This window comes from Arboricoccus pini (genome assembly GCF_900187945.1).
Lineage (GTDB): Bacteria > Pseudomonadota > Alphaproteobacteria > Geminicoccales > Geminicoccaceae > Arboricoccus > Arboricoccus pini.
This window is the reverse complement of sequence record NZ_FYEH01000002.1, coordinates 326,758-349,669: the sequence shown is the minus strand read 5'-3', so window position 1 is coordinate 349,669 and position 22,912 is coordinate 326,758. Positions and strand designations below refer to the sequence as shown.

Below are 22,912 nucleotides of genomic sequence, written 5' to 3'. Positions count from 1 at the left end.
GATGCCCCTGGTCGGCAGCAAAGGGGTGCTGCCGCATTGACGCCCGGCCTTTCGGCGACGCGGCCTGTTTCTTGAGCAGGACGGCGGGTCGGAAGATGCCAGGATCACCGGCCTGAGAGCGGGCGACCAGATGGGCTGGCAACGCCTTCGCCGGCGCTTTCTGCCTTGTGGCCCTGCGGCTCGCGACAGGCGCCGGTTCAGTGTGGAACCATGCAGCGCCGGCCGACGTTCGGCCTGGATTAAGGGCCGTTCTGGAGCGGAGGCTGGTGGCCATGGCGGCAGGGGCGCGGGTCGATGACAGGCTGGCGATCTATCGGCAAAAGCGGCGATTCCAGTCCACGCCCGAGCCGGATGGCGGCCAGGCCGTCGCTCGGCCCGGCCTCTATGTGATCCAGAAGCACGACGCGACGCGGCTACATTACGATTTCCGCCTGGAACTGGATGGAGTCCTCAAGAGCTGGGCGGTCACGCGCGGCCCGTCGCTCGACCCTGGCGAGAAGCGCCTGGCCGTCGAGACGGAGGATCATCCGCTCGATTATGGCGACTTCGAGGGCACCATTCCCAAGGGCAATTACGGTGCCGGGACCGTCATGGTCTGGGATATCGGCAAGTGGCGGCCTTTGGGTGATGCGGCGGCCGGCCTAAAGGACGGCATGCTGAAGTTCGAGCTCCAAGGCGAACGCCTGAAGGGCCGATGGGTCCTCGTCCTCATGAAGGGCAAGAGCGATGCCAAGCGGAAGAACTGGCTCCTGATCAAGGAGCGCGACCAGGTGGCCGATCCCCTGCGGGACGTGGTGGAGGAATTCACCCAAAGTGCTCTATCCGGCCGCGATTTCGCGGCGATCGCGGCGGCGTCTCCGCCTGCCGGCGGCCGGGCGGTCAAGCCCGACACCCCATCGAAAAGCAGATCCGCGACCCAGACCAAAACCGCGCCCCGTCGTCGCCAGAAGGCATTGGGCCTGCCGACCTTCGAACCGCCGGCTCTGGCTACCTTGGTCGATCGCGTGCCGGAGGGCGAGGACTGGCTCTACGAGATCAAGTTCGACGGTTATCGCGCCCTTGTGGCTTGTGCCGGCCAGGACGTTCGCATCCTCACGCGAAGCGGCCTCGACTGGACGGCGCGTTTTCCGCGTCTGGCGAACGCGATCGGTGCCATGGGGCTGGAGAGCGCGTTGATCGATGGCGAGATCGTGGCCGTCCGTGCCGATGGCGGCACGGATTTCAGCCGCCTCGTCGCGACGTTGAAGGCCGGCGACGATGCCGGCCTTTCTTATTTCGCCTTCGATCTTTTGAGGGTCGCGGGCGAGGATCTTCGCTCCCTGCCGCTCATCGAGCGCAAGGAAAGGCTAAAGGGACTGTTGGGCGACACGGCCAGGACGGGGCCAATCTTCTATACCGATCATCTTCGGCAAGGCGGGGCAAGGATGCTGGAGACCCTCTGCCAGAAAGGCTTTGAGGGCATCGTCGCCAAGGCCATCGATGCGCCCTACCGGGCTGGCCGGAGCAAGAGCTGGCTCAAGGTCAAATGCGGCAAGGATCAGGAATTCGTCATCGTCGGCTATCGCCCATCCGACAAGCAGCCCTTTGCCTCCCTCCTGCTGGCGACGCGCGAGGCAAAGCAGCTCCGCTATGCGGGGCGTGTCGGCAGCGGTTTCGATGCCCGGGACTTTGAGGATCTGGGCCGGCGCTTTGTCGAACTCGCGCGTGCCAACCCGGCAATGGATCTCAAGGTGCCGGCCGCGATCCGACGCGATGCCCGTTGGATAGAGCCCCAACTTGTGGCGGCGATCGCCTTTGCCGGGTTCACGGGCGAGGGGATCATCAGGCACGGACGCTTCAAGGGCCTGCGTCTGGACAAGCCCGCCAAGGAGGTCGTGCTGGAAGAACCCTTGGAGCTTGAAGCGGCAGCCGCGCCAGTCCCTAAGCCTGCCACCAGCGTGGCGGGGGAGGTGGCCGGTGTCAGGCTCACCCATCCCGGGCGCATGCTCTACGCGCGCCAGAAGATCACCAAGCTCGATGTCGCCCGCTATTATGCCGCCGTGGCGAGCTTCATGCTGCCACACGTGAAAGGGCGCCTTGCCAGCCTTGTGCGCTGTCCCGAAGGACCGACCAAGGCCTGTTTCTTCCAAAAGCACAAAGGCAGCGGCCTGCCTGCTGCCTTCAAGAGCGTGGCCGTCCCCGAGAGCGACGGCGGGACGGGGGAATATCTCTATATCGACGGTGCCAAGGGGCTGGTCTCGTTGGCTCAGATCGGCGCTTTGGAATTCCATGTCTGGGGCGCGCGGGCTGCCGACTACGAGCATCCGGACCGCCTCGTCTTCGATCTCGACCCCGATCCGTCTTTGACCTTCGCCGATGTCAAGGAGGGGGCCTTGGAGGTTCGCGCGCTGCTGGCCGGCCTTGGGCTCAAGAGCTTTCCCATGCTGAGCGGCGGCAAGGGAATCCATGTCGTCCTGCCGATCCGCCCGGAGCACGGGTGGACGCAAGTCTCAGCCTTCTGCAAGGGCGTTGCCCAGAATCTGGCTAAGACATCGCCTGACCGCTACGTCGCCAACATGAGCAAGGCCAAGCGCAAGGGGCGCATCTTTATCGATTATCTGCGCAACCAGCGAGGCTCGACGGCCATAGCACCTTATTCGACGCGGGCACGGGAGGGCGCCCCGATCGCCTGGCCCGTCTCCTGGGACGAGCTTTCCCAGATCGACCGGGCCAATCTCGTCACGCTGCAGGAAGCCATGCGCCGCCTGTCGGAGCTGGGCGACCCATGGGCGGGCTATGCGAGGTTGCGCCAGGGCCTCAAGCCGAAGGCGCTGGCGACCATGGGAGTCGAGAAGTCCTGAGCGGGGCTAAAGAAGCCTGGCTTGGCTCGGAACATCGCGTGCCTGCCGCCCGTTGCTGCCAGGACCGGCCCTGAGAGGATGACCGATGAGCGAGAAGAAGAAGCAGGACGAGGATCTGGACGAAGCCCTGGACGATACGTTCCCCAGCAGTGATCCGATCCCCATCGGCGGCGGCATCACCGGCGATGAGGAGCCCCCGCCCCAACCGCAGCCTCAGCCCGCGAAAAAGAAGGATGAATCGCTGAAGAAATAGCCGGCCTCGTCCACCTGTCGGCCGCATCGCAGGGCTATTCGCCGACCAGCCATTCGGCCAGACGCGGCCCTCCCGCGCCCAGATGCGTTGCCAGCCACTCAAGTCCCGACTCGGCGGCCTCGGGCAAGGTGTAGGGTGGGTTGACGACAACCATGCCCGAGGCGGTCATGCCGTGGCCAAGACTGTCTGGTTGCTCTCCCCATTCGAGCCTGAAGAGACGGCGCATGCCCGAGCCTGCGATATCCGTCATCATCGCATCGATCCGGGCGCGATCGACCACCGGATACCAGAGAATGTAGGTGCCGGTGGGAAACCGCCGGTATGCGGCCGTGAGACCGGCCACGACGTCCTCATAATCCTTCTTGATCTCGTAGCTGGGGTCGATCAAGACGACGGCTCGGCGCTCGGCCGGCGGCAGCCGCGCCAGCAGTCCTTTCAGCCCGTCCTCTCGCGTCACGCGCACGCGGCGCTGGCTGGCGAACGTGGCGATCAGGGTCTGGTGGTCGGTTGGATGAAGCTCGATCAGGCAAAGGCGATCGCCGTGCCGCAGCATCGCCGCCGCCAGGGCCGGGGAGCCCGGATACCGCCGCAGCGGCCCCTTTCCGTTGGCGGCCCGCACCAGGCGCAGATAATCCTGGAAGAGCGACGGCGCCTCGCCGGCCAATGGCAGGAGACGGCCGATGCCGGCCATGGCCTCGCCGGTCTTGAGCGCCATGGCCGTTTCCAGATCGTAGCTGCCGGCACCCGCATGCGTGTCGAGGACGAAGAGCGGTCGAGGCTTTTGCAACGCATAGGCCAGCGTGAAGCAGAACAGCGCGTGCTTGAGCATGTCGGCCTGGTTGCCGGCATGGAAGGCATGGCGATAGCTCAGCATGAGACGTCGCGGAGCCGGCCCAGACGCTCCAGTGCCGCATCCAGGAGGGCTTCGTCCTTGGCAAAGCAGAAGCGGACGACATGCCGCATCCGACCCTCGGCATAGAAGGCCGAGACGGGGATCGCCGCCAGACCGTGCCGCTCGACAAGGTCGCGGCAGAAGAGCCTGTCGTCGTCGGCTCCCAGCGGGCCGATGTCGAGATTGAGGAAATAGGTCGCATGGCAGGGAAGGGCGGCCAGGCCCAGCGCCCTCAGGCCGTCGGCGAACCGGTCGCGACGTGCCTGCAGGCGTCGTCTTTGATCATCGAAGAAGGCATGGTCCTTGAGGAGGCCGTAGGCCACCGCCGCCTGCAGGTTGGGCGGCGTTGTGAAGGTCAGGAACTGATGCGCCCGCGACACCGCCTTGAGAAGGCTTGGTGCCGCAGCCACCAGGCCTACCTTCCAGCCCGTGAGGGAGAAGATCTTGCCGGCCGAGCCGATCTTGACGGCACGCTCGCGCAGGCCCTCCACCTGGAGGACGGAGCGATGTCGCCGGCCATCGAAGGTGACGTGCTCCCAGACCTCGTCGGCGATGACGACCGCGTCGTGGCGCTCCGCGAACTCGGCCAGGAGTGCCAGCTCTTCCGCCGAGATGATGCTGCCGGCCGGATTCAGCGGCGAGTTCAAGACGACGACCCGGGTGCGCGGGCTGAAGGCCCGCTCGAGCATGGCGCGATCGAACCGCCACTCGGGCGGGGCCAGCGTCACGAGGCGGGGCAAGCCGCCGGCGCGGCGCACCAGCGGCAGGTAGGCGTCATAGAGCGGCTCGAAGAGGACGACCTCGTCGCCGGGCTCGATGAGGGCCAGGAGGGACGCCGCCAGGGCTTCGGTGGCGCCGGAGGTCACCATGACCTCGGTGACCGGATCGAGCTTGATGCCTTGATGCTCGGCATAGTGCTGGGCAACCGCCTCGCGCAGGCTGGGGAGCCCCAGCATCGGCGGATATTGGTTGGAGCCTTCGATCACCGCGCGTGCTGCCGCCTCGCGCACGTCGAGGGGGCCCGGATCGTCGGGAAAGCCCTGGCCCAGATTGATGGCCTCGTGTCGTCTTGCCAGTTCGGACATGGTCTCGAAGACGGTGGTCTCGAGGTCCGCGAAGATGCTGTTCATCGAAACGCCCAGGAATGCTCGTCGGCCAAGGATCTAGGCGCAATCGGGCTTCCCGCCAATCGCTGGGTGGCGAGCCTGAGCGACACCTTGGCAAGGATCGTCGATCGACGTGGCGCCACCGCTCGCACAGACTTATTCCTCCCTTATGCTCGCGGCATGGTGCGCGCCGGCACCGGGGATCATTCACCGGCGCCTCATGAGAGGGACAGGATTTAGAATGCGCATGCTCGGTTTTGCCTTTTTCGCCGGCGCCTTGCTGCTGGCCATGCCTGCCGTCCGGGCCGACGAGGTGGGCCGCTTCGGCACGGACTGGACCGGCAATGACATCGTCGTCGAGGCAATCACCGATCCAGCCGTCGAGGGTGTGACCTGCCATGTCACCTATTTCGATCGCGGCCTGATCGACAAGCTGCGCAAGGGCAACTGGTTCGAGGACCCCTCGAACAGCTCGATCGCCTGCCGGCAGACCGGGGCGATCGTGATCGGCAAGATCGCCAAGGGGGCCAAGGGTGAGGAAATTTTCAGCCAGCGCCAGAGCCTGATCTTCAAGGCGCTGGCCGTCCGGCGGATCTATGACGAGAAGGACAACTCGTTGATCTACGTCGCTTATTCCCGCCAGATCAAGGACGGTAGCGCCAAGATGGCCATCTCGACGGTGCCGCTTTTCGCCGCGAATCCGACCTGGAAGGAGTAGCCCGAGGCTGGCCGCGGCAGCCTCGCGGCCGCAATTTATTGCGGCATGACGAGACTTTTGCTGCCTCCTGGCGACCGGCCGGGCAGCGTGCCGGTTGGTCCGTCCGGCATTTGCCAAATCGGCCCGGCCGCGCCATTTGTTCTCTATGTGTTCTTATGTCGAGCTGCAGGTCACCAGCAATTTCAGCTTCCTGCGCGGCGCCTCGCATCCCGAGGAGCTGATCGTGCGGGCGGCCGAGCTCGGCCTTGCCGGCATGGCATTGACCGACCGTAATTCCTTGGCCGGCGTGGTCCGCGCGCATGTAAAGGCCAAGGAACTGCAGGCGGCAAAGGCCAGGGAGATGGAAGCGGCCGGGCTTACGGGGCAGGAAGCGGCGAAGCCGGCCATTCGCTTCGTCGTCGGTGTGCGGCTTGATATCGAGGACGGGCCTTCCTTCCTTTGCTGGCCCACCGATCGACCCGCCTATGCGCGCTTGACCTCGCTTTTGACCACGGGCAATCGGCGCACCACCAAGGGACGCTGCGTCTTGCGTCTCGGCGATCTGACCGCCCTGGGGGCCGGCCAGCTCCTGGCGGTGCTGCCGCCCGAGACCCTGCTCGAGGACGAGGCGCAGGGTCAGGCCTTCAGGAGGCTTCTAGCCGATCTCGGGCGGCGTTGGCGGGGATCCTTCTGGCTCGTCCTCCAGCACCGGATGGATGGCTGCGACGATCATCGCCTGGCCGCCCTGGCCGCGCTGGCGCGGGAGGCCGGCCTGCCGCTTCTAGCGACGGGCGACGTCCATTATCATCTGGCCGAGCGGCGGCCCTTGCAGGATGTGCTGACCTGCATTCGCGAGCATTGCACGATCGCGACGGCAGGTTATCGCCTCTTTGCCCATGCCGAGCGCCATTTGCGCTCGCCAGCCGCGATGGCCATGCTCTTCGCTGATTACCCCGATGCCCTGGCAGCCGGGCACGAGATTTTGGGCCGCATCCGTTTCTCGCTCGACGATCTGGCTTATGATTATCCGATCGAGCCCACCTATGAGGGGCGCACGCCCCAGGGAGAACTGGCGCATCGCGTGGCGGCAAGGCTGCCCTGGCGCTATCCGGGCGGTACTCCCGACAAGGTGGTAAAGGCGGTGGCGCACGAGCTGGCGCTGATCGAGAGCCTGAACTACGCGCCCTATTTCCTGACCGTCGACGATATCGTCCGCCATGCCAGGGAGAAGGGTATTCTCTGCCAGGGGCGGGGTTCGGCCGCCAATTCCGCCGTCTGCTATGTCCTTGGCATTACCTCGGTCGATCCGGCGAAGATCAATCTGCTCTTCGAGCGCTTCCTCTCGGGCGAGCGCAACGAGCCACCCGACATCGACGTCGATTTCGAGCATGAGCGGCGCGAGGAGGTCATGCAGTGGATCTTCGAGCGCTATGGCCGCGACCATGCGGGCATCGTCGCCACGGTGATCCGCTATCGCGCCAAGAGTGCCCTTCGCGAGGTCGCCAAGGTGATGGGGATCGGAGCCGACATGCAGGCAGCCCTCAGCCGCACGATCTGGGGCTGGGGACGCGACGGCGTATCACCGGAGGCGATGCGGGAGGCGGGCATTCCCCTGACCGACGGGCGCATTCTCATGACGCTCGAGCTTGCTGCCACGCTGATCGATTTCCCCCGTCATCTCTCGCAGCACACGGGTGGCTTCGTCATAGCCCGAAGCCCGTTGCGCGACCTGGTGCCGATCCATAATGCCGCCATGGAGGATCGCACCGTCGTCGAGTGGGACAAGGACGATATCGAAGCTTTGGGCATGCTCAAGATCGACGTTTTGGCTCTGGGTATGCTCTCCTGCATTCGCCGCGCCTTCGATCTTTTGCGGGCACATCGGGGGCTGGATCTCGATCTCGCCACGCTGCCCGAGGAGGATCTTGAGACCTATGAGATGCTCTGCGAGGCGGATTCGATCGGCGTCTTCCAGGTCGAGAGCCGGGCGCAGATGTCGATGCTGCCGCGCCTGCGGCCCATGGAATATTACGATCTCGTGATCGAGGTGGCGATCGTGCGGCCGGGGCCGATTCAGGGTGACATGGTTCATCCTTATCTGCGTCGCCGCGACGGCCTGGAGCCCATCATCTATCCCAAGCCCGAACTCGAGGCGGTGCTGGGCAAGACCAAGGGCGTGCCTTTGTTCCAGGAGCAGGCGATGCAGATCGCCATCGTCGCCGCGGGGTTCACGGCCGCCGAAGCGGATGGCCTCAGGCGCGCCATGGCGACCTTCAAGCACAAAGGCCGCCTCGAATATTACGAGAACCGGCTGATCGAAGGGATGATCGCGAGGGGCTATGAGCGGGAGTTCGCCGAGCGCTGCTTTCGCCAGATCGAGGGGTTTGGCTATTACGGCTTTCCCGAGAGTCATGCGGCCAGCTTCGCGCTCCTCGTCTATGTCTCAGCCTGGCTGAAGCGCCATCATCCCGACATTTTTCTGGCCGCCATCTTGAATGCCCAGCCGATGGGATTCTATGCGCCAGCTCAGCTCGTAGGGGATGCGAGAAGGCACGAGGTCGAGGTCGAGGCGCCGGACGTCAATCACAGTTTTTGGGATACGGTCCTGGAAGCCTGCACTCCCTCCTTCAAGCGAAAGGATCGCGTGCGGCTCGGCTTTCGTCAGATCAAGGGAATGCGTCTGGCGGCGGCGGCGGCGATCGTCCGGGTCCGGGCCGAAGGAGGTGCCTATCGGTCGATCGAGGATCTTTGGGCCCGCGTCCAGATGGGACGCGAGGTCCTCATTCTTCTGGCCGATGCCGACGCGTTCCGCTCGCTCGGCATCGGCAGGCACCTGGCCCTTTGGATCGTCGAGGCGATTTTGGATCCTCGTCTGCCGCTCCTCGAGATGCCAGCCAAGGAAGGCTCGAACCGGCCCCCGGCGGAACTGCTCGACGCGGGCGCGGAGGATTTGCCGCCGCTCGGAAGAGGCGAGGAGGTCATCGCCGATTATGGCCGCCTCGGCCTTTCCTTGAAGGGCCATCCGATAGCCTTCCTGCGCGACTGGCTGACGGACAGGAGCTATGTTGCCGCCTGCACCCTGGCGGAGCCGGGAGCGCCGGAGATCGTGAAGGTCGCGGGCCTCGTTCTCCTGCGCCAGCGGCCCGGGAGCGCCAAGGGGGTCATCTTCATGACGCTCGAGGATGAGACCGGCCCGGTCAATGTCATCGTCTGGCCGGATGTCTTTGCCCGCTATCGCCGCATCCTCCTCGGCAGTCGCTTCATGGGCGTGGCCGGCCGGTTGCAGCGGGTGGGGAAAGTCATTCATGTCATCGCCAGGCGGCCCGTCGACTTGACACCCGCTTTGGCCCGGCTGAAGGACGCGGACCTGTCGCCCGAGCCGTCCGATCGCTCGGACGGATCCGAGGGCCGGGAGCGTGCCGCAGCCCTGGCCGTGCGGGATGTCATTCCTGAAGGAAGGAATTTTCGGTGAGACGAGCCTTGCGCGCGTTCAACTTGGCTGGCCGCCTGGCGCTGCTGGCCTCGTTCGCGCCCATGGCGGCGGCGAACGAGGCGACGCAGGCACCACCAAGCCTGCCGTCGGCCACCAGCCAGCTGGTCCCACCAACGGACACGCCGCTCGGCTGCAATGTCCAGGTTCTGCCGAAACCACTCATCGAGATCGACGTGCGACCGACGACGAAGCCGCCCATCGACCGCTCGTTGAACGCGCAGCAACTTACCTATGTAGCCCGCCAGCTCGGCAGCCAGCATTCACGTGCCGGCCGCGTTCTGGGCCTAACCAAGGTGCGCTTTAGCTATCGCGTCGGGCCGATACGCTTTGCCGCTGCCATGGATGGCAGCACGCTTTGCCTGCATCCGAGCGACATCAAGGTTCAGCTGCAGGCAGCGCAGGAGGTGCTCATCGTCAAGACCAGCGACGCCGGCAGTTGCTGGGATGCGGCCATTCTCGAGCACGAAATGAAGCATGTGGGCTACAACAACCAAGTCGTCCGCCAGGCGGCGGGCATCCTGCCGCCCCGCTTGCGCACGATCTCCGGCATCGTCCATGGCAACGACACACAAAAGCTGGCCGAAGCCCTGGCCAAAAGAATTAGCGACATCGTGGCCCAGGCCCTCACCGAGGGGGTCGACGCGGCACGCACCCGTCACGCCGAGTACGATGATCCGCGCAACCAGAACTCCAACCGGCTGCGCGCCCGCTGCATTCGCTGATCGGCCAGTGACCAAGGGCCCCATGAAATCGTGACGCTCTCGAACCTTCCTTTCAATCTCACGCCGGTCTAAAGCGGCCCGGCGTCGAGCCGCGGCCCCCTTTGGAGATCTTGATGCTCGGATTCTACAAGCGCCAGGCACGCCGGCTCGATTGGGAAGAGAGAGATCCGGCTCTCCCGATCGATGCCGATACTGTCTGGATCGATGCCTGGACGCCGAGCCAGGAAGAAATCCGTCGCGTCGAGCGATGGCTGGGCGTTGAATTGCCTACCCGCGAAGAGATGCAGGAGATCGAGGCTTCCTCGCGGGTTTATGAGGAAGGCGGGGCCATCGTGCTCACCGCCACCGTCCTCATCAATGCCGATAGCCCGCCGCCCGACACGGTCGAGATTACCTTCATTATCAAGGGCGAGATGCTGGTCACCCTGCGCTACGCCGACCCGCAGCCGTTCCGCACCATGTCGGGCAGGCTGGATCGCATCGGTCCCACGCTTAACTCGGGCCTGGCCGCTTTCTTCTGGATTCAGGAGCAGACCGTGGCGCGTGTGGCCGACGTGCTTGAGCGGGGTTCCAACGACCTTGAGAACATGTCCTCGGAGATTTTCGCCGCCGCCAGGAAAAGCGAGAAGAAGGAGGAGCGGATCGACCTCGTCGAAGCTCTCGCACGCATTGGCCGCAACGGCGACACCACAGCCAAGGTCAGGGAGTGCCTGCACGCCCTGCAGCGCATCCTCTTGGCGGTGAGCGCCACCGACGTCATTCCGCCATCGATGCGCAAGGACGCCCGGGCACGCGCCAAGGTCATCAATCGCGACGTCGCCAGCCTCATCGAGCATACGGGCTTCGTCACCGGCAACGTCAACCTGCTCCTGGATGCGACCCTGGGCCTCATCAATATCGAGCAGACCAACATCATCAAGATATTCTCGGTGCTGGCGATCGTCTTCCTGCCGCCCACACTGATCGCCAGCATCTACGGCATGAATTTCCAGGAGATGCCCGAACTCTCCTGGCATCTGGGCTATCCCCTGGCCATCATCCTCATGATCGCCTCGGCGATCTGCCCCTACTTGTTCTTCAAGCGAAAAGGCTGGCTCTAGGCATCCGGCTGCGACTTATCTTGCCGGCCAAGACGTTGCATCCCAAGATCGTCCAATGTGCAACGCCTACAATCTCACGCATCGATCCAAGGCCATCAACGAGATAGCTCGCGCGCTCCAGATGCCGCTTCTCGGGGAAGTGCAAGAATTCTCCCCCCGCTATCGTATCGGTATCAAGCAGCGCGGATTGATCCTGCGGCCGACGACGCGTGGCCTGACCTGGAAATGGGCGCGCTGGAGTCTCTACATTCCCGGTGTCAAGGAACAGCCGCCTTATCCGATGAACAATGCCAGGTCCGACAAGCTCCTTGCTTGGCCCTGGCGTGCTTTGAGCCGGCAGCGATGCCTGATCCCGGCGACGGGGTTTTGGGAGCCCGAGAAACTGGCCCGGGAAAAAGGCACTGCGCCCTGGTCCTACTACACGATGAAGGATCGAGAGCCGTTCTGGATGGCAGGTCTATGGTCGGAAGAACCGCCTGACCCGGAGACGGGCGAGGTGAGGGACAGCTACACATTGATCATCGGCGACGCCAATCAGATCATGCGCATCCATGACCGCATGCCGGTCATCCTGACCAATGAAGCGGCCAGGCGATGGCTGGGGTCAGGGCCGCTGCCGGCCGACATACTCCAGGTCCACCCGGCTGAAGCCATGGAAGGCTGGCGCGTTGCCGATAGTGTCAAGAACAGCAGGGTCGAGCCAACCCCGGAAATGGCCTTGCCGATCCAAGGGCGCGACAAACAGCGTTAACCCTTAGGAATGCTTCATCTTGGCCAGCATCCAGACCATGCCGGCGCCGATGGCCACGCCGGCTATGGCACCCAGGCCGAGGCCCCATACCATGCCCGCATTACCGCCGGCCCAATGGCCGATCAGGCCGCCCAGGAGCGGCAGCAAGACGATGAGAAGGCACCCTGGTGCCGCCATGCAATTTTCCTCGCTACAAAAAAGGACCGGACATCCTCGATGGACACGCCGCCGGTCCATGAGCTAACGCTGGCGCCCACAACGACAAACGAGCGATTGGATAGGCCCCCATGAGCAACCGCATCGTCCTGCGAACCGGCGAGGCCCTCGTCGCTGACGGCCCTCCAGGCACCGCCGCCGAGCCGGAAGTCGTGATCGGTGACCTCGACGGGCCGGTCGGCACCGCGCTCGCCACCCTGACCGGCGACCAGGTCAAGGGCCATAGCCGGGTCTTCGCAATTCTCAATACCGGTGTCCAGGTCCGGCCGGTGACTCTTTGCGTCTCCAAGGTCACCGTCGAGAACCCGCGTTATACCAATATCCTGATGGGTACCGTCCAATACGCGATCGCCAATGGCGTCCTGGACGCGGTGCGCGCGGGCTATATTCCCAAGGATCGCGCCAATGAAATCGGCATCATCTGCTCGGTCTGGCTGGCCCCCACCGTCGTCGACATGGACAATCTCGACCACAAAGCCCTCTTCGATGTTCAGCGCCGGGGGATGACCGAAGCCATCCGTAAGGCGATGAGCAACGAGCCCGACATCGACTGGCTCCTCGAGAACCAGGAGAAGATCGTCCATAAATACTATCAGATGGGGCTCGACGGTAAGATCTAGCCGCATCGTCCTTCAGTGGACCGGCCCTTCGTCGGGTTGCGGCAGAGGCGGCACCAGCCGGGCGATCAGGCGCGCCAACGCCGGGCCGGTCATCAAGACGAGGACGAAGCGCACCGTCTGGAATGCCATGACGAAGGACATATCGACATTGCTGGAAGCAGCAATGATCGCCACCGAGTCCATGCCGCCCGGGCTGGTTGCCAGATAGGCGGTGAGCGGGTCCAGACCCACCGTCTGCACCAGCACCCAGGACAGGGCACCGCAAAAGGCGATCAGGATAAGGGTTGCCGCCAGAGTCTGAGGCATGGCATGTGCCGCATGGCGAAGGCTTTTGCCCGTAAAGCGGAGCCCGATCGTCCAGCCGACGAGCATGTAGCTGCAGGCCAAAAGCCACTCGGGCAGATCCAGCATCACCAGCCCGAGAACGTTCAGGCATGAGCCGACGACCAAGGGCACGAGCATCGGTCCAGCAGGCAGGCGCAGCACCCGCCCGAGCCAGGCGCCCACGACGACCAGCAAGAGCAATTCCAGCCCGCTTCGCCATTCGATCGGCGGAAACCAGACGATCGGTGCCGCCGTCATTGCATGGGGATCGACCCAGAGCCGTGCCACCAGCGAGGCCGTCAGGGCGACTAGTAAGACCCGGCTATACTGCATGAAGGCGACCAGTTGCGGGTCGGCACCGTAGGATGCCGACATCAGCACCATGGCGGTGGCCCCGCCGGGCGTGGAACCCCAGACGGCCGTCGTGCCAGGTAGGATGCGGAGGCGGCTGATCAGCCAGCCTGAAAGGGCGCTCAGGAGGAGCGTCGTCACCACCACGCCCGTAAAGAGCGGCCAGTCGGCATAGAAGGTCAAAAGGATACCGCGGGTGATGGAGGAGGCGATCAGGCAGCCGATCACCCCCTGCGACATGAAATAGGGCACGCGCGGCACGGCCACGGCACCGCCACGGACGGCCAAAAGGATGCCGGCGAACATCGGCCCGAGGAGCAGTGCCGCCGGCAGACCCGCTTGTTCCAGCCCGTAGGCCAGCAAAAGTGAGACAACGAGAAGGGCAGCCCAACGCGCGCCACGTGGCCAGGTTGCTATCGCGGGGACCCTCAATTTGGTTCTCCATGTCTGCTGAGAGCGACGATAGTCCCGGCGGGCTTTGCCAAGTCCCCCGCCCGCCCACGATCCTTGTCCATGATAAGGAAAAGGCTATTCGTGCCTCGCATCGTCATCATGAGGCCACTGGGCAGGAAATCGTCACTTTGGCTTCGAGTGTAAGGATAGAGAAGCCGTGAGAGAGCAGTACCGCCGCATCGGCGATCATGAAATCATGATCCTCGAGGACGGCATCCTTTTCGCATCGCCGACGCTTCTCAGCCACGTGGAAGGCGAGAACGGGCTTGCCCCGCACCTGCAAAAGCTGGGAGAGGGCAATATCCCGATCGTCGTCAACATGTTCCTCATCCAGGGTCCAGGCGGCGTTATCCTCATCGACAGTGGCCTTGGTGGAGCCCAGGGGCCCGATTTCGGCAAGGCCCGCTTGTTGCTGAAGGAGAAAGGGATCGGACCCGATGACGTCGACCATATTCTCCTCACCCATTTTCATACTGACCACGCCGAGGGACTCCTCTACGAGGACCGGTCCTATTTCCCGCGCGCCCTCGTCCACTATCCGCCTGTCGATCTTGCCTATTTCACCAATCCCGAAGAACGCGACAAGCTGCCCGAGGCCCGCCGGGCAGCGTTTGCGGTGGCCGCGCGCGTGGTGGCAGCCTATGCGGGCCGCATGGCGCCGATCGATGCCGGCATCGTGAGCCTCGGATTCAAGTCCATGCCCTTGCCGGGCCACACGCCGGGTCATACCGGCTATCTCCTCGACGGCCAGGACGAATCGCTTCTGATCTGGGGCGATGTCATGCATCTTGACGATCGCCAGGCGGCCGATACCGAGCTTGGCCTCGCCTTCGACATCGACCTTGCTCGAGCTGCCGCCACCCGCAAGCTCGTCGTGGAGCAGGCCGCGCGCAACGACTGGGTCGTGGCCGGCAGCCACATCAAGGGCTTCAATCGCTTCAGGCGTGATGGAGCAGGGTTCGTGGCCGAAGAAGCGTAGCCTTAGGCATCCGGGCCGGTGTCGTCTCGTCCGTCCCGTCCAGCGGAAAAAGCGCCCGGCTGTGCTTTGCCGGGCGCGGGCACCGGCGTATGGGTGGTGCGCGATTGGTCTGAGGAAGGAGTAACGTCATGAGGCTGGTGCGTTTCGGAGAGAAGGGGTCGGAGCGTCCCGGGATCATCGACGCTCAGGGCAAGATCCGAGACCTCTCAGGCGTGGTGCCCGACATCTCGGGCGCCGTATTGACGCCGGATGGCCTGGGCATGCTGGCGACGCACGACTTTACCAACATGCCGGTCGTCGACCCGGATGTCCGGCTGGGCTGTCCGATTGCGCATGTCGGCAAGTTCATCGCCATCGGCCTGAATTTTTCCGACCACGCCGCAGAATCGAACCTGCCCATCCCGAAGGAGCCTATCGTCTTCACCAAGGCGATCTCCTGCATTCAGGGACCGAACGACCGGGTGGTCCTGCCGCGCGGCTCGAAGAAGAGTGACTGGGAGGTCGAGCTCGGCATCGTTATCGGCAAGAAAGCATCCTATGTGAGCAAGGATGAAGCCCTCGCGCATGTGGCCGGTTACGTCCTGGTGAACGACGTCTCGGAGCGGGAATATCAGATCGAGCGCGGCGGCACGTGGGACAAGGGCAAGGGCTGCGATACCTTCGGCCCCATCGGCCCTTGGCTGTTGACGGCCGATGACGTAGGCGACGTGCAAAATCTGGACATGTGGCTGGACCTGAATGGCAAGCGCATGCAGACCGGTAACACGGCCAAGATGATCTTCGACGTCAAGACGATCGTCTCTTACGTCTCCGAGTTCATGACCCTGTTGCCGGGCGACGTGATCACGACCGGCACCCCGCCTGGCGTCGGCATGGGGATCAAGCCGGACCCGGTCTTTCTCAAGTCCGGCGACGTCATGACGCTCGGGATTGAGAAGCTTGGCCAGCAACGCCAGGAAGTAGTCGCCTGGGAGGAGCATCACTAGGCGCAAAGCCCGCAAAGGGCTCGCGTCCACCAAGCTGACGGAACAGGATCAGCCACCAACCAGCAGAGATCAGGGAAGCGGATATGGCCAGTGTCGAGCTACCTCGGAACGCGTTCAAGCAGGCGATCCTCGCGGGCCGCCAGCAGATTGGCCTCTGGTGCAGTTTGGCTTCCGCCAACGCTATCGAGATGCTGTCATTTTCCGGCTTCGACTGGCTGCTCTTGGATACGGAGCATTCGCCCAACGAACTGCCCATGGTGCTGCAGCAACTCCATGCGGCAGCAGCGGGTCCGACCCATCCGATCGTGCGCGTTCCATGGAACGATACCGTCCTCTTCAAACGCTATCTGGATGCGGGCGTGCAAAGCTTTTTGGTGCCCATGGTGCAGGATGCGGCGGAAGCCCGCCGAGCCGTGGCCGCGACGCGCTATCCGCCCAGGGGCGTTCGCGGCTTTGCTTCGGCATCGCGCTCGTCCCGTTTCGGCCGGATCAAGGACTACCATACACGCTGTGAAGGCGAGATTTGCGTTATCGTGCAGATCGAGACGGTCGCCGCGATGCGCGAGTTGGAGGCCATAGCCGCGGTCGAGGGCGTGGACGGCATTTTTATCGGCCCGGGCGATCTTTCGGCTGATATGGGCTACCTTGGGCAGCCGGGGCATCCAGAGGTCATGAAGGTGGCGCTCGACGCGATGCGGCGTATCCGGGCGGCCGGGAAGGCGCCAGGGTTTCTGACCGGGAACGAGACGCTGGCACGGCAGGTCATCGAGGCTGGTTGCCTCTTCACAGCCGTTGGCTCCGATACCGGCCTTTTGGTTGGCGCATCCGAGTCGCTGGCTGCCCGCTTCAAGGGCTGAGGTCGGCCGCGATGCTGCGTTGGTGGGCCTGAAAGTTCTGGGCTTCGAGAAAGACCCGCTTGACGGCCGGCTGAGCTAACCTGATCTGGCGCTCCAACCGCGTCACCGCCTGTTCCACATCGTCGGCGCCAAGCTCCTGCCTGAAGTCGATGGATAGGTTGAGCAGCACGTCGTTGGGGCCGAAATGCATGCTGAGCTGCTCGTTCAGATGAAGGACGGCAGGGTCGGCCCTGACGAGTGCCGCGATCTGCTCGCGCGCCTCGCGCTCCATGGCCTCGCCCGTGATCAGGCTCATGGTCTCGGAAGCCAGGAAGGCGGCGACGGCGGCGAGCAGAAGCCCGATCAGCACGGACGTGACGCCATCTAAGACCGGCAGATCGAATCGCTGGCTGAGATAGATGCCGACGATCGCGATGAGGAGGCCCAATAGGGCGGCACTATCCTCCAAAAGGACGGTGAAGACCGTGGGATCCTTACTGCGACGCAGGGATTGCCAAAGTGAGCGACCCTGCGTGCCCTGGCGAAAGGCCCTGAACGCCACCGTCCAGCTATAGCCCTCGAAGAGAATGGAAAGGCCGAGGACCAGATAGCTGATCCAGGCGCTCTCGATCGGCAGCGGCTCCAGGATCTTCACGACGCCCTCATAGAGGGAGACGCCGGCTCCAGCGCCGAAGATGAGGATGGCGACGACGAAACTCCAAAAATAGAGTTCTAGACCGTGACCGAACGGATGGTCGGGTGAGGGTGGCCGGGCTGCCCGCTTCATACCCAGGAGCAACAATCCCTGGTTTCCGGAATCGACGAGAGAATGCACTGCCTCGCTCAGCATCGCGGAGCTGCCGGTCAAAGCGGCGGCGACGAATTTGGTGACGGCGATCGCTAGATTGCCGGCGAGGGCCGCAAGAACGACGGACTTCGAACCATGAGCGGACATAAGGGGCCTGAGCCTGGTGGGACGACTGTGAATATCGAATGTCTGGAAAAGGGAGGGCTGATTCGCAAGCGGCGCTCAGGCGGCGGCGACGCGATGGCGGCTTAGATCGATGCCACGCAGTCGATCGACCTCCTCGGCAGGCAATGCCGGGGCAAAGAGAAACCCTTGCGCGATCCTGCAGCCTTCGTCGCGAAGAAAGCGAGCCTGAGCCGTGGTCTCAACCCCTTCGGCCACGACCTTCATGCCGAGGCTGGCCCCCAGGCCGATGACCGCATGGACGATCGAAACGGCGCCGGGGTCGCGATCGAGGCTGTTGATGAAGGAGCGATCCAGCTTGATCGTGTCGAACGGCAGACGCTGAAGATAGCTGAGGCTGGAAAAGCCCGTGCCGAAATCGTCCAGCGCCAGCTTAACACCCAATTGCTTAAGCTCGAGCATCATTTTGCGCACTGTGTGGTCGTCCTTGAGAAGAGCGCTTTCTGTAATCTCGAGCTCGAGGCGATCCGGGGCGAAGCCGCTTTGCGCCAGTACCTCTTCGATCATCTGCACAAGGTCGGTACGCAAAAGCTGCACCGGTGAAAGATTGACGGCTAGCGCCAGTTCGCTGAAAGGCACGATGTCGGTTGCAGCGCGACGTAGCACGAACTCGCCGAGTTGGACGATGAGCCTCGTCTCTTCGGCCAGGGGAATGAAATCGAGCGGCGAGACGATGTCACCCTCGGGCCGGCGCCAGCGCGTCAATGCCTCGACGGCGATCATGCGATGAGTCACGAGATCGACCTGAGGCTGATAGTAGACTGAAAGACTATTTTCCTCGATGGCCGCTCGGAGCTCGACCTCAAGCTTTTTACGTGATCGACGACCGCCCTCGAGTTCCCGCGTATAGGCCCGCCAAGTCTCGCGTCCCTCTCGCTTGGCGGCGTAGAGGGCAAAATCGGCGCGCTTCAAAGTCTCTTCGGCGCGCTCTTGCCCCTCTGCCAAGGCGCCGCCGACGCTGATGCCCACATGCACGCGCAGGCCGTCCATCTCATAAGGCTCTGCCGCGAGCTCGATCACCTGCTGACAGAATTCCTCCAGCTGTGTCTGATCCCCGATATTGGAAAGAAGGATGGTGAATTCATCGCCACCGATCCGGCCCACGATGCCGGCATCGGCTGCGAGTCGTGTCAGGCGCTCGCTCACCATCTTGAGAAGATCGTCGCCCGCCGCATGGCCGAATGTGTCGTTGACGTCCTTGAACCGGTCTAGATCCAGGCAGACCACACCGACCTGCCGCCCCTGCTTATCGCCGCTGGCCAGCGCGCGTGTCAGATGCTCCAGCATGGCCCCGCGATTCGGCAGTCCGGTCAGGCCGTCATGCGTTGCCTGATGACGAAGCTGAGCGCCGGCCTCCACCTCGCTGGTGACATCGGTGGCGCTGCCGCGATAGCCGGCGAAGCGATTCTCGGCCGTAAAGACAGGCTTGCCGCCGATCGCAATCCAACGACCCGTGCCCTGCGCGGAATCGCTCCAGCGAAAGGTGACGTTGCGGAAAGGCGCGGGTGTATCGAGGCGCCACGACGCGTTCATCTCGCCGTCGGCCGTCGGGGCGCCTTGAAGCCCGAGCGACCAGGGTGTGCGACCCAGCGCCATTTCCGGCGGCAGGCCGATAATCGCCTCCGCGCGATCGGAGAGATAGGTGAACCGTCCTTCTTCGTCGGTTTCCCAGAGCATATCGGATGCTGTCATGGCAACGTCGCGAAACCGCGCTTCGCTCTCCTGCAGGCGTGCTACGCTGCGTCGCCGATCATCAATGTCGATGACCACGCCCACATATCCAGCGAACATCCCGTCGTCACAAAAACGCGCCGCCGCCGTGTCCAGCACCCAGCGCCAGCCCGATCGGCTAAAAAGCCGATATTCAATTTCCAGCGGCCGCATGGCCCTTATAGCTTCGTGGGTCGCCGCCTCGACACGCGCACGATCTTCGGGATGGACGTAATGATACCAGCCATTTGCCTGGCCCACGGCGACGTCGACGCCGGTGAATGTTTCCCAATGCCGGTTCAAATAGATTGAACGTGAGGTATCGTCGCGCTGCCAGATGATGACTGGCGCATGATCGGCCAGCGTGCGCAGGATCGACGCGCTGGCGCCAAGTTCCCATTCCATCGCTCGTCGCGTCGAAATATCGCGAAACACGATGACGCGTTCGCGCTGTCGGAAATCCGCCACCATCACGTCCAGGAACAGCCCGCTGCCATCGTGACGTCTGCCCGCCAGCTCGAGATGCACGTCGTCGGGCGGAGCGGGGGGTGTTGCAAAGAGCATTTCCAACTTGCCGTTCAAGCCCTTGCTAGCCAGAACGTCGGCTATCAAGCGTCCAGTCAGCGTCTCTTCTCGGGGGATCTCGAAGATTGCCCTGGCGGCGTTGTTGAACCGCTTTATCCGCCCATCTGTGTCGATGACCAGGATGGCATCGCGTTGGTGCTCGCGAATCTCGTCAAGATAAAGCTGAAGTTGTCGTCGCCGCCGCCATTCGTAGAGAATGCCAACTGCGGCTGCAGCGCAGGCAAGGCTCAGTGTGGCGAGCAGGCCAATCCACACTATATCGACAGCCGGCCCGTTGAGCGACCAAGCGTTCAGAGATCCCTCCGCCATTTCCGCCGCATCGGCCGCGATGAGCATAAAGCTCACGCTTCGCGAGCGTTAGCCTTGCCATCCAGTCTCGTGCAGGCTTTTGAACCTAGCGTCAGACTGTCGAGCATAAAACAATAAGTTGTATCGATTGCTGTCTTCTTCCATCGGCAAAAGCGGGCGGCCGATCGTCACCTCTCTGAAGCCGGCGTCCTCAGGGTCCAGATGGGTGTCTCCAGGCGCTGCAGGTCGCCGGCTGATTCCCCCGCCAGGCGGCGAAGCAGGAGTTCGGCCAATATTCGTCCCGTATGGCTGAAATCCTCCGAAGCCGTGTCGAAGACGGCGGAGAGGACGTCGACTAGATCAGAGGTCTGCTTGCCCACAAGGTCGACTTGGCAGCCAAGGCGCATGCCGGATGCTTCAATGCCGCCGATCAAAGCGATGCAGGCCTCCTCGCTGCCGCACACATAAGCGTCGGGCGGTGCAGCCTCTCGCGCCATCGACGAGGCAAAGCGCTTGAGTTCCATCGGCGACGATTCGATGGAAAGCGCTGTCGCAACGTTGGGCTCGAGGCCTGCCTCGATCATCGCACGCCGATAGCCATCAATCTGCAGGCCCGCATAGGTAAAGCGTGTTATCGGCGGGACGAGAATGATTCGCTGTCGCCCGCGCCGCAGCAGGAGGCGAGTAGCTTCGAGCGCGAAGCGAAAATTGTCGTAATCGTAGTAGGCATGCGGTGTCTGCAACTCGGTTCGACCATGGGTGACGAACGGAATGTCGCGCTCGAGCAGATAGCGGACCCTTTCGTCCTGCGGCATCGTGTGGCTGATAATGAGCCCGTCCGCGGCACCTGTTTCGACCACATAGCGCACCGCCTGCAGGGGATCCTCGTCCGGAAATTGCGGCACGACGATCAGTTGATAAGGCGTCCCGCGCAATCCCTGGCTGAGCCCGATGATCATGTTGCGGGCGATCCGGTTGATCTCGTCCTCCTGGCTGAGGATGAAAGCTAGGATGTAGGTCTGGCCCGTTCGCAGCCGCAATGCGGCCCGGTCGGGCGCATAGCCTTGCGCCAGGGCAATCGTCCTGATCCTCGCCTTGGTGGCTTGGCTGAGTTCCGGGGCGTCCTTGAGGGCGCGGGAGACCGTGGTCACCGCGAACCCGGACGCCTCGGCGATCGTTCGCAGGGTCGCCTTCTGCTTCGCCATCTTGAAAACGCCAACCCCCTTTTGTGGAGCAGCCTTAACAGTATCGTTGCAGACTGGACAAGTGACGAATCTCGATTGTCGATCTACCTGCGAGAAGCAAAAGTTGACACTATGATACAGTATAAGAGGCGCGACGTTTGCGAAATTCAGGGTGGTGTCATGTTGACAGTCCACTCTGTAACGTTACCATTTAATTAATAGGCGTCCCGATCTAGATAATTAAAAGGCAGAAACTCCATGATCCGTCGCTGGTCGATCCTTGTTTCAACGGCTTGCGCCATCGCGCTTGGCGCCTCCAATGGCGTTCGCGCCGCTGAGGATCTCGAGGTCATCCACTGGTGGACCTCGGGCGGCGAGGCCAAGGCGCTCGGGCTCGTCAAGGACAAGCTGCAGACTCAGGGCGTGACCTGGAAGGACGTGCCGGTGGCGGGCGGCAGCGGCGTGCAGGCCATGACCGTGCTGCGCGCCAGGATCGCCGCCGGCAATCCGCCTGGAGCCGGCCAGCTTTTGGGCTTCGACATCGTCGACTGGTCGGATCAGGGCATGCTGGCCGACATTTCAAGTGTCGCCGAGAAGGGCGGATGGGGCCAGGCGCTCCCCAAGCCGCTTCAGGCTTTCGCCATGCAGGACGGCAAGTGGATCGCCGCGCCCATCGATGTGCATTCGACCAACTGGCTATGGATCAACAAGAAGCTTCTGGACCGGGTGGGTGGCAAGGAGCCTGCGACCTTCGACGAGCTGATAGCCCTCTTCGACAAGTTCAAGGCGGCCGGGATCACGCCCTTGGCGCATGGCGGCCAGCCCTGGCAGGACGGGACTGTCTTTGAAAATGTGCTGCTCTCGACCGGCGGTCCGGACTTCTATCGCAAGGCGATCATCGAGCAGGATCCAGCCGCATTGGGCTCGGACACGATGAAGACGGTGTTCGAGCGCATGAGCAAGCTTAGGACCTATTTCGATCCGAATTTTTCGGGCCGGGATTGGAACCTGGCGACGGCCATGGTGATCAAGGGCGACGCTGCCGCGCAAGTCATGGGCGACTGGGCCAAGGGCGAGTTCGTGAATGCCGGCATGAAGCCCGGCCAGGATTTCGTCTGCATCCGCTTCCCCGGCACGCAGGGTAGCGTGACGTTCAATTCCGACATGTTCGCGGCCTTCGAGGCGGGCAAGGCGCAAGGCGACGCCGCGATGCAGCTGGCAGCCGACGTCATGGACCCGGATCTCCAAGCCAAGTTCAACCTCATCAAGGGTGCCGTGCCGGCCAGGCTCGATGTGCCGGACACCAATTTCGATGCCTGCGGCAAGAAAGGCATGAAGGATCTCAAGGAGGCCACGGAGAAAGGAACGCTCATGGGATCCTTGGCGCACGGCTATGGTGCCCCCGCCGGCATCAAGCAGGCCTTTTTCGACGTGGTGACCCAAGAGTTGAACGGCCAGCTCACGGCCGATGCCGCCCCCAAGGCTCTCGTCGACGCGGTCGCCGGCGCCAAATAGGCGTCGTGACGAGGCTCAAA

At 63.4% G+C, this 22,912-nt stretch carries 19 protein-coding genes; 12 read left to right on the top strand and 7 right to left on the bottom strand.

The window, feature by feature from the left end; genetic code table 11:
- The first annotated feature begins 272 nt into the window (after positions 1 to 272).
- Both ligD and CFB17_RS19110 read left to right on the top strand, forming a co-directional pair.
- Entirely contained in the window at positions 273 to 2,840 is a 2,568-nt protein-coding gene (gene ligD / locus CFB17_RS04360; protein WP_088560161.1) for a DNA ligase D, read from the top strand.
- Between the two features lie 85 nt (positions 2,841 to 2,925).
- Positions 2,926 to 3,093, top strand: a complete 168-nt coding sequence (locus CFB17_RS19110) for a hypothetical protein (RefSeq protein ID WP_165769418.1) — start codon at positions 2,926 to 2,928, stop codon at positions 3,091 to 3,093.
- Between the two features lie 34 nt (positions 3,094 to 3,127).
- Here CFB17_RS19110 and CFB17_RS04355 read toward each other — a convergent pair whose 3' ends face one another.
- Together CFB17_RS04355 and CFB17_RS04350 are read right to left on the bottom strand one after the other, a co-directional pair.
- The gene (locus CFB17_RS04355) at positions 3,128 to 3,967 is read right to left on the bottom strand and encodes a 23S rRNA (adenine(2030)-N(6))-methyltransferase RlmJ (RefSeq protein ID WP_088560160.1); all 840 of its coding nucleotides are present in this window, start codon (positions 3,965 to 3,967) and stop codon (positions 3,128 to 3,130) included.
- Positions 3,961 to 5,115 (bottom strand): aminotransferase, encoded by a 1,155-nt coding sequence (locus CFB17_RS04350; RefSeq protein ID WP_088560159.1) that lies wholly within the window; start codon positions 5,113 to 5,115, stop codon positions 3,961 to 3,963. Before CFB17_RS04350 ends, CFB17_RS04355 begins: the two co-directional genes overlap by 7 nt.
- A gap of 217 nt (positions 5,116 to 5,332) precedes the next feature.
- On the opposite strand from CFB17_RS04350, the gene CFB17_RS04345 reads away from it, so the two are divergent.
- The 5 genes from CFB17_RS04345 (at position 5,333) to CFB17_RS04325 (ending at position 11,854) form a co-directional block, all read left to right on the top strand.
- The gene (locus tag CFB17_RS04345; protein ID WP_243389720.1) at positions 5,333 to 5,809 is read left to right on the top strand and encodes a CreA family protein; all 477 of its coding nucleotides are present in this window, start codon (positions 5,333 to 5,335) and stop codon (positions 5,807 to 5,809) included.
- Between the two features lie 145 nt (positions 5,810 to 5,954).
- Positions 5,955 to 9,260 carry an error-prone DNA polymerase gene (locus tag CFB17_RS04340; protein WP_088560158.1) on the top strand — a complete coding sequence of 1,102 codons (3,306 nt, stop codon included), beginning with the start codon at positions 5,955 to 5,957 and terminating at the stop codon, positions 9,258 to 9,260.
- A complete protein-coding gene (locus tag CFB17_RS04335; protein WP_133063834.1) occupies positions 9,257 to 10,003 on the top strand; it encodes a hypothetical protein in 747 nt (248 codons plus the stop codon). Before CFB17_RS04340 ends, CFB17_RS04335 begins: the two co-directional genes overlap by 4 nt.
- Positions 10,004 to 10,116: 113 nt before the next feature.
- Positions 10,117 to 11,103, top strand: a complete 987-nt coding sequence (locus CFB17_RS04330; protein WP_133063833.1) for a magnesium transporter CorA family protein — start codon at positions 10,117 to 10,119, stop codon at positions 11,101 to 11,103.
- Between the two features lie 55 nt (positions 11,104 to 11,158).
- Positions 11,159 to 11,854 carry an SOS response-associated peptidase gene (locus CFB17_RS04325; RefSeq protein WP_088560155.1) on the top strand — a complete coding sequence of 232 codons (696 nt, stop codon included), beginning with the start codon at positions 11,159 to 11,161 and terminating at the stop codon, positions 11,852 to 11,854.
- 3 nt (positions 11,855 to 11,857) lie between these two features.
- Here the strand turns inward: CFB17_RS04325 and CFB17_RS19105 are convergent, their stop codons facing one another.
- On the bottom strand, positions 11,858 to 12,031 hold the full coding sequence (locus CFB17_RS19105) for a hypothetical protein (RefSeq protein ID WP_165769417.1): 174 nt from the start codon (positions 12,029 to 12,031) through the stop codon (positions 11,858 to 11,860).
- A gap of 110 nt (positions 12,032 to 12,141) precedes the next feature.
- Here CFB17_RS19105 and CFB17_RS04320 point away from each other — a divergent pair, with 110 nt between their 5' ends.
- Positions 12,142 to 12,690 (top strand): formaldehyde-activating enzyme, encoded by a 549-nt coding sequence (locus CFB17_RS04320; RefSeq protein ID WP_088560154.1) that lies wholly within the window; start codon positions 12,142 to 12,144, stop codon positions 12,688 to 12,690.
- 12 nt (positions 12,691 to 12,702) lie between these two features.
- On the opposite strand, the gene CFB17_RS04315 is transcribed toward CFB17_RS04320, so the two are convergent.
- Positions 12,703 to 13,797, bottom strand: coding sequence for an AbrB family transcriptional regulator (locus tag CFB17_RS04315; RefSeq protein WP_088560153.1), 1,095 nt, complete (start codon positions 13,795 to 13,797; stop codon positions 12,703 to 12,705).
- A 178-nt stretch (positions 13,798 to 13,975) separates the two neighbouring features.
- Between CFB17_RS04315 and CFB17_RS04310 the strand changes: the two genes are divergently transcribed.
- The 3 genes from CFB17_RS04310 (at position 13,976) to CFB17_RS04300 (ending at position 16,640) form a co-directional block, all read left to right on the top strand.
- The gene (locus CFB17_RS04310) at positions 13,976 to 14,797 is read left to right on the top strand and encodes an MBL fold metallo-hydrolase (protein ID WP_133063832.1); all 822 of its coding nucleotides are present in this window, start codon (positions 13,976 to 13,978) and stop codon (positions 14,795 to 14,797) included.
- A 128-nt stretch (positions 14,798 to 14,925) separates the two neighbouring features.
- On the top strand, positions 14,926 to 15,783 hold the full coding sequence (locus CFB17_RS04305) for a fumarylacetoacetate hydrolase family protein (RefSeq protein ID WP_088560151.1): 858 nt from the start codon (positions 14,926 to 14,928) through the stop codon (positions 15,781 to 15,783).
- A gap of 83 nt (positions 15,784 to 15,866) precedes the next feature.
- On the top strand, positions 15,867 to 16,640 hold the full coding sequence (locus CFB17_RS04300) for an aldolase/citrate lyase family protein (RefSeq protein ID WP_088560150.1): 774 nt from the start codon (positions 15,867 to 15,869) through the stop codon (positions 16,638 to 16,640).
- On the opposite strand, the gene CFB17_RS04295 is transcribed toward CFB17_RS04300, so the two are convergent.
- The 3 genes from CFB17_RS04295 to CFB17_RS04285 all read right to left on the bottom strand — a co-directional run bounded on the left by CFB17_RS04295 (position 16,630) and on the right by CFB17_RS04285 (position 21,398).
- Positions 16,630 to 17,574, bottom strand: coding sequence for a cation diffusion facilitator family transporter (locus CFB17_RS04295; protein WP_088560149.1), 945 nt, complete (start codon positions 17,572 to 17,574; stop codon positions 16,630 to 16,632). The genes CFB17_RS04300 and CFB17_RS04295 overlap by 11 nt on opposite strands.
- Positions 17,575 to 17,649: 75 nt before the next feature.
- Complete coding sequence (locus CFB17_RS04290; protein WP_088560148.1) at positions 17,650 to 20,241, bottom strand: sensor domain-containing protein; 2,592 nt, start codon at positions 20,239 to 20,241, stop codon at positions 17,650 to 17,652.
- 140 nt (positions 20,242 to 20,381) lie between these two features.
- The gene (locus CFB17_RS04285) at positions 20,382 to 21,398 is read right to left on the bottom strand and encodes a LacI family transcriptional regulator (RefSeq protein WP_088560147.1); all 1,017 of its coding nucleotides are present in this window, start codon (positions 21,396 to 21,398) and stop codon (positions 20,382 to 20,384) included.
- A 237-nt stretch (positions 21,399 to 21,635) separates the two neighbouring features.
- Here CFB17_RS04285 and CFB17_RS04280 point away from each other — a divergent pair, with 237 nt between their 5' ends.
- Entirely contained in the window at positions 21,636 to 22,892 is a 1,257-nt protein-coding gene (locus tag CFB17_RS04280; protein ID WP_088560146.1) for an ABC transporter substrate-binding protein, read from the top strand.
- The last annotated feature ends 20 nt before the right edge of the window (positions 22,893 to 22,912 follow it).

Excerpts from the sequence above, each read along its gene's own strand:
- ligD (WP_088560161.1), top strand. The coding sequence starts at position 273 with ATGGCGGCAGGGGCGCGGGTCGATGACAGGCTGGCGATCTATCGGCAA.
- CFB17_RS19110 (WP_165769418.1), top strand. The coding sequence starts at position 2,926 with ATGAGCGAGAAGAAGAAGCAGGACGAGGATCTGGACGAAGCCCTGGAC.
- CFB17_RS04355 (WP_088560160.1), bottom strand. The coding sequence starts at position 3,967 with ATGCTGAGCTATCGCCATGCCTTCCATGCCGGCAACCAGGCCGACATG.
- CFB17_RS04350 (WP_088560159.1), bottom strand. The coding sequence starts at position 5,115 with ATGAACAGCATCTTCGCGGACCTCGAGACCACCGTCTTCGAGACCATG.
- CFB17_RS04345 (WP_243389720.1), top strand. The coding sequence starts at position 5,333 with ATGCGCATGCTCGGTTTTGCCTTTTTCGCCGGCGCCTTGCTGCTGGCC.
- CFB17_RS04340 (WP_088560158.1), top strand. The coding sequence starts at position 5,955 with ATGTGTTCTTATGTCGAGCTGCAGGTCACCAGCAATTTCAGCTTCCTG.
- CFB17_RS04330 (WP_133063833.1), top strand. The coding sequence starts at position 10,117 with ATGCTCGGATTCTACAAGCGCCAGGCACGCCGGCTCGATTGGGAAGAG.
- CFB17_RS04325 (WP_088560155.1), top strand. The coding sequence starts at position 11,159 with ATGTGCAACGCCTACAATCTCACGCATCGATCCAAGGCCATCAACGAG.
- CFB17_RS19105 (WP_165769417.1), bottom strand. The coding sequence starts at position 12,031 with ATGGCGGCACCAGGGTGCCTTCTCATCGTCTTGCTGCCGCTCCTGGGC.
- CFB17_RS04320 (WP_088560154.1), top strand. The coding sequence starts at position 12,142 with ATGAGCAACCGCATCGTCCTGCGAACCGGCGAGGCCCTCGTCGCTGAC.
- CFB17_RS04305 (WP_088560151.1), top strand. The coding sequence starts at position 14,926 with ATGAGGCTGGTGCGTTTCGGAGAGAAGGGGTCGGAGCGTCCCGGGATC.
- CFB17_RS04300 (WP_088560150.1), top strand. The coding sequence starts at position 15,867 with ATGGCCAGTGTCGAGCTACCTCGGAACGCGTTCAAGCAGGCGATCCTC.
- CFB17_RS04295 (WP_088560149.1), bottom strand. The coding sequence starts at position 17,574 with ATGTCCGCTCATGGTTCGAAGTCCGTCGTTCTTGCGGCCCTCGCCGGC.
- CFB17_RS04290 (WP_088560148.1), bottom strand. The coding sequence starts at position 20,241 with ATGCTCATCGCGGCCGATGCGGCGGAAATGGCGGAGGGATCTCTGAAC.
- CFB17_RS04285 (WP_088560147.1), bottom strand. The coding sequence starts at position 21,398 with ATGGCGAAGCAGAAGGCGACCCTGCGAACGATCGCCGAGGCGTCCGGG.
- CFB17_RS04280 (WP_088560146.1), top strand. The coding sequence starts at position 21,636 with ATGATCCGTCGCTGGTCGATCCTTGTTTCAACGGCTTGCGCCATCGCG.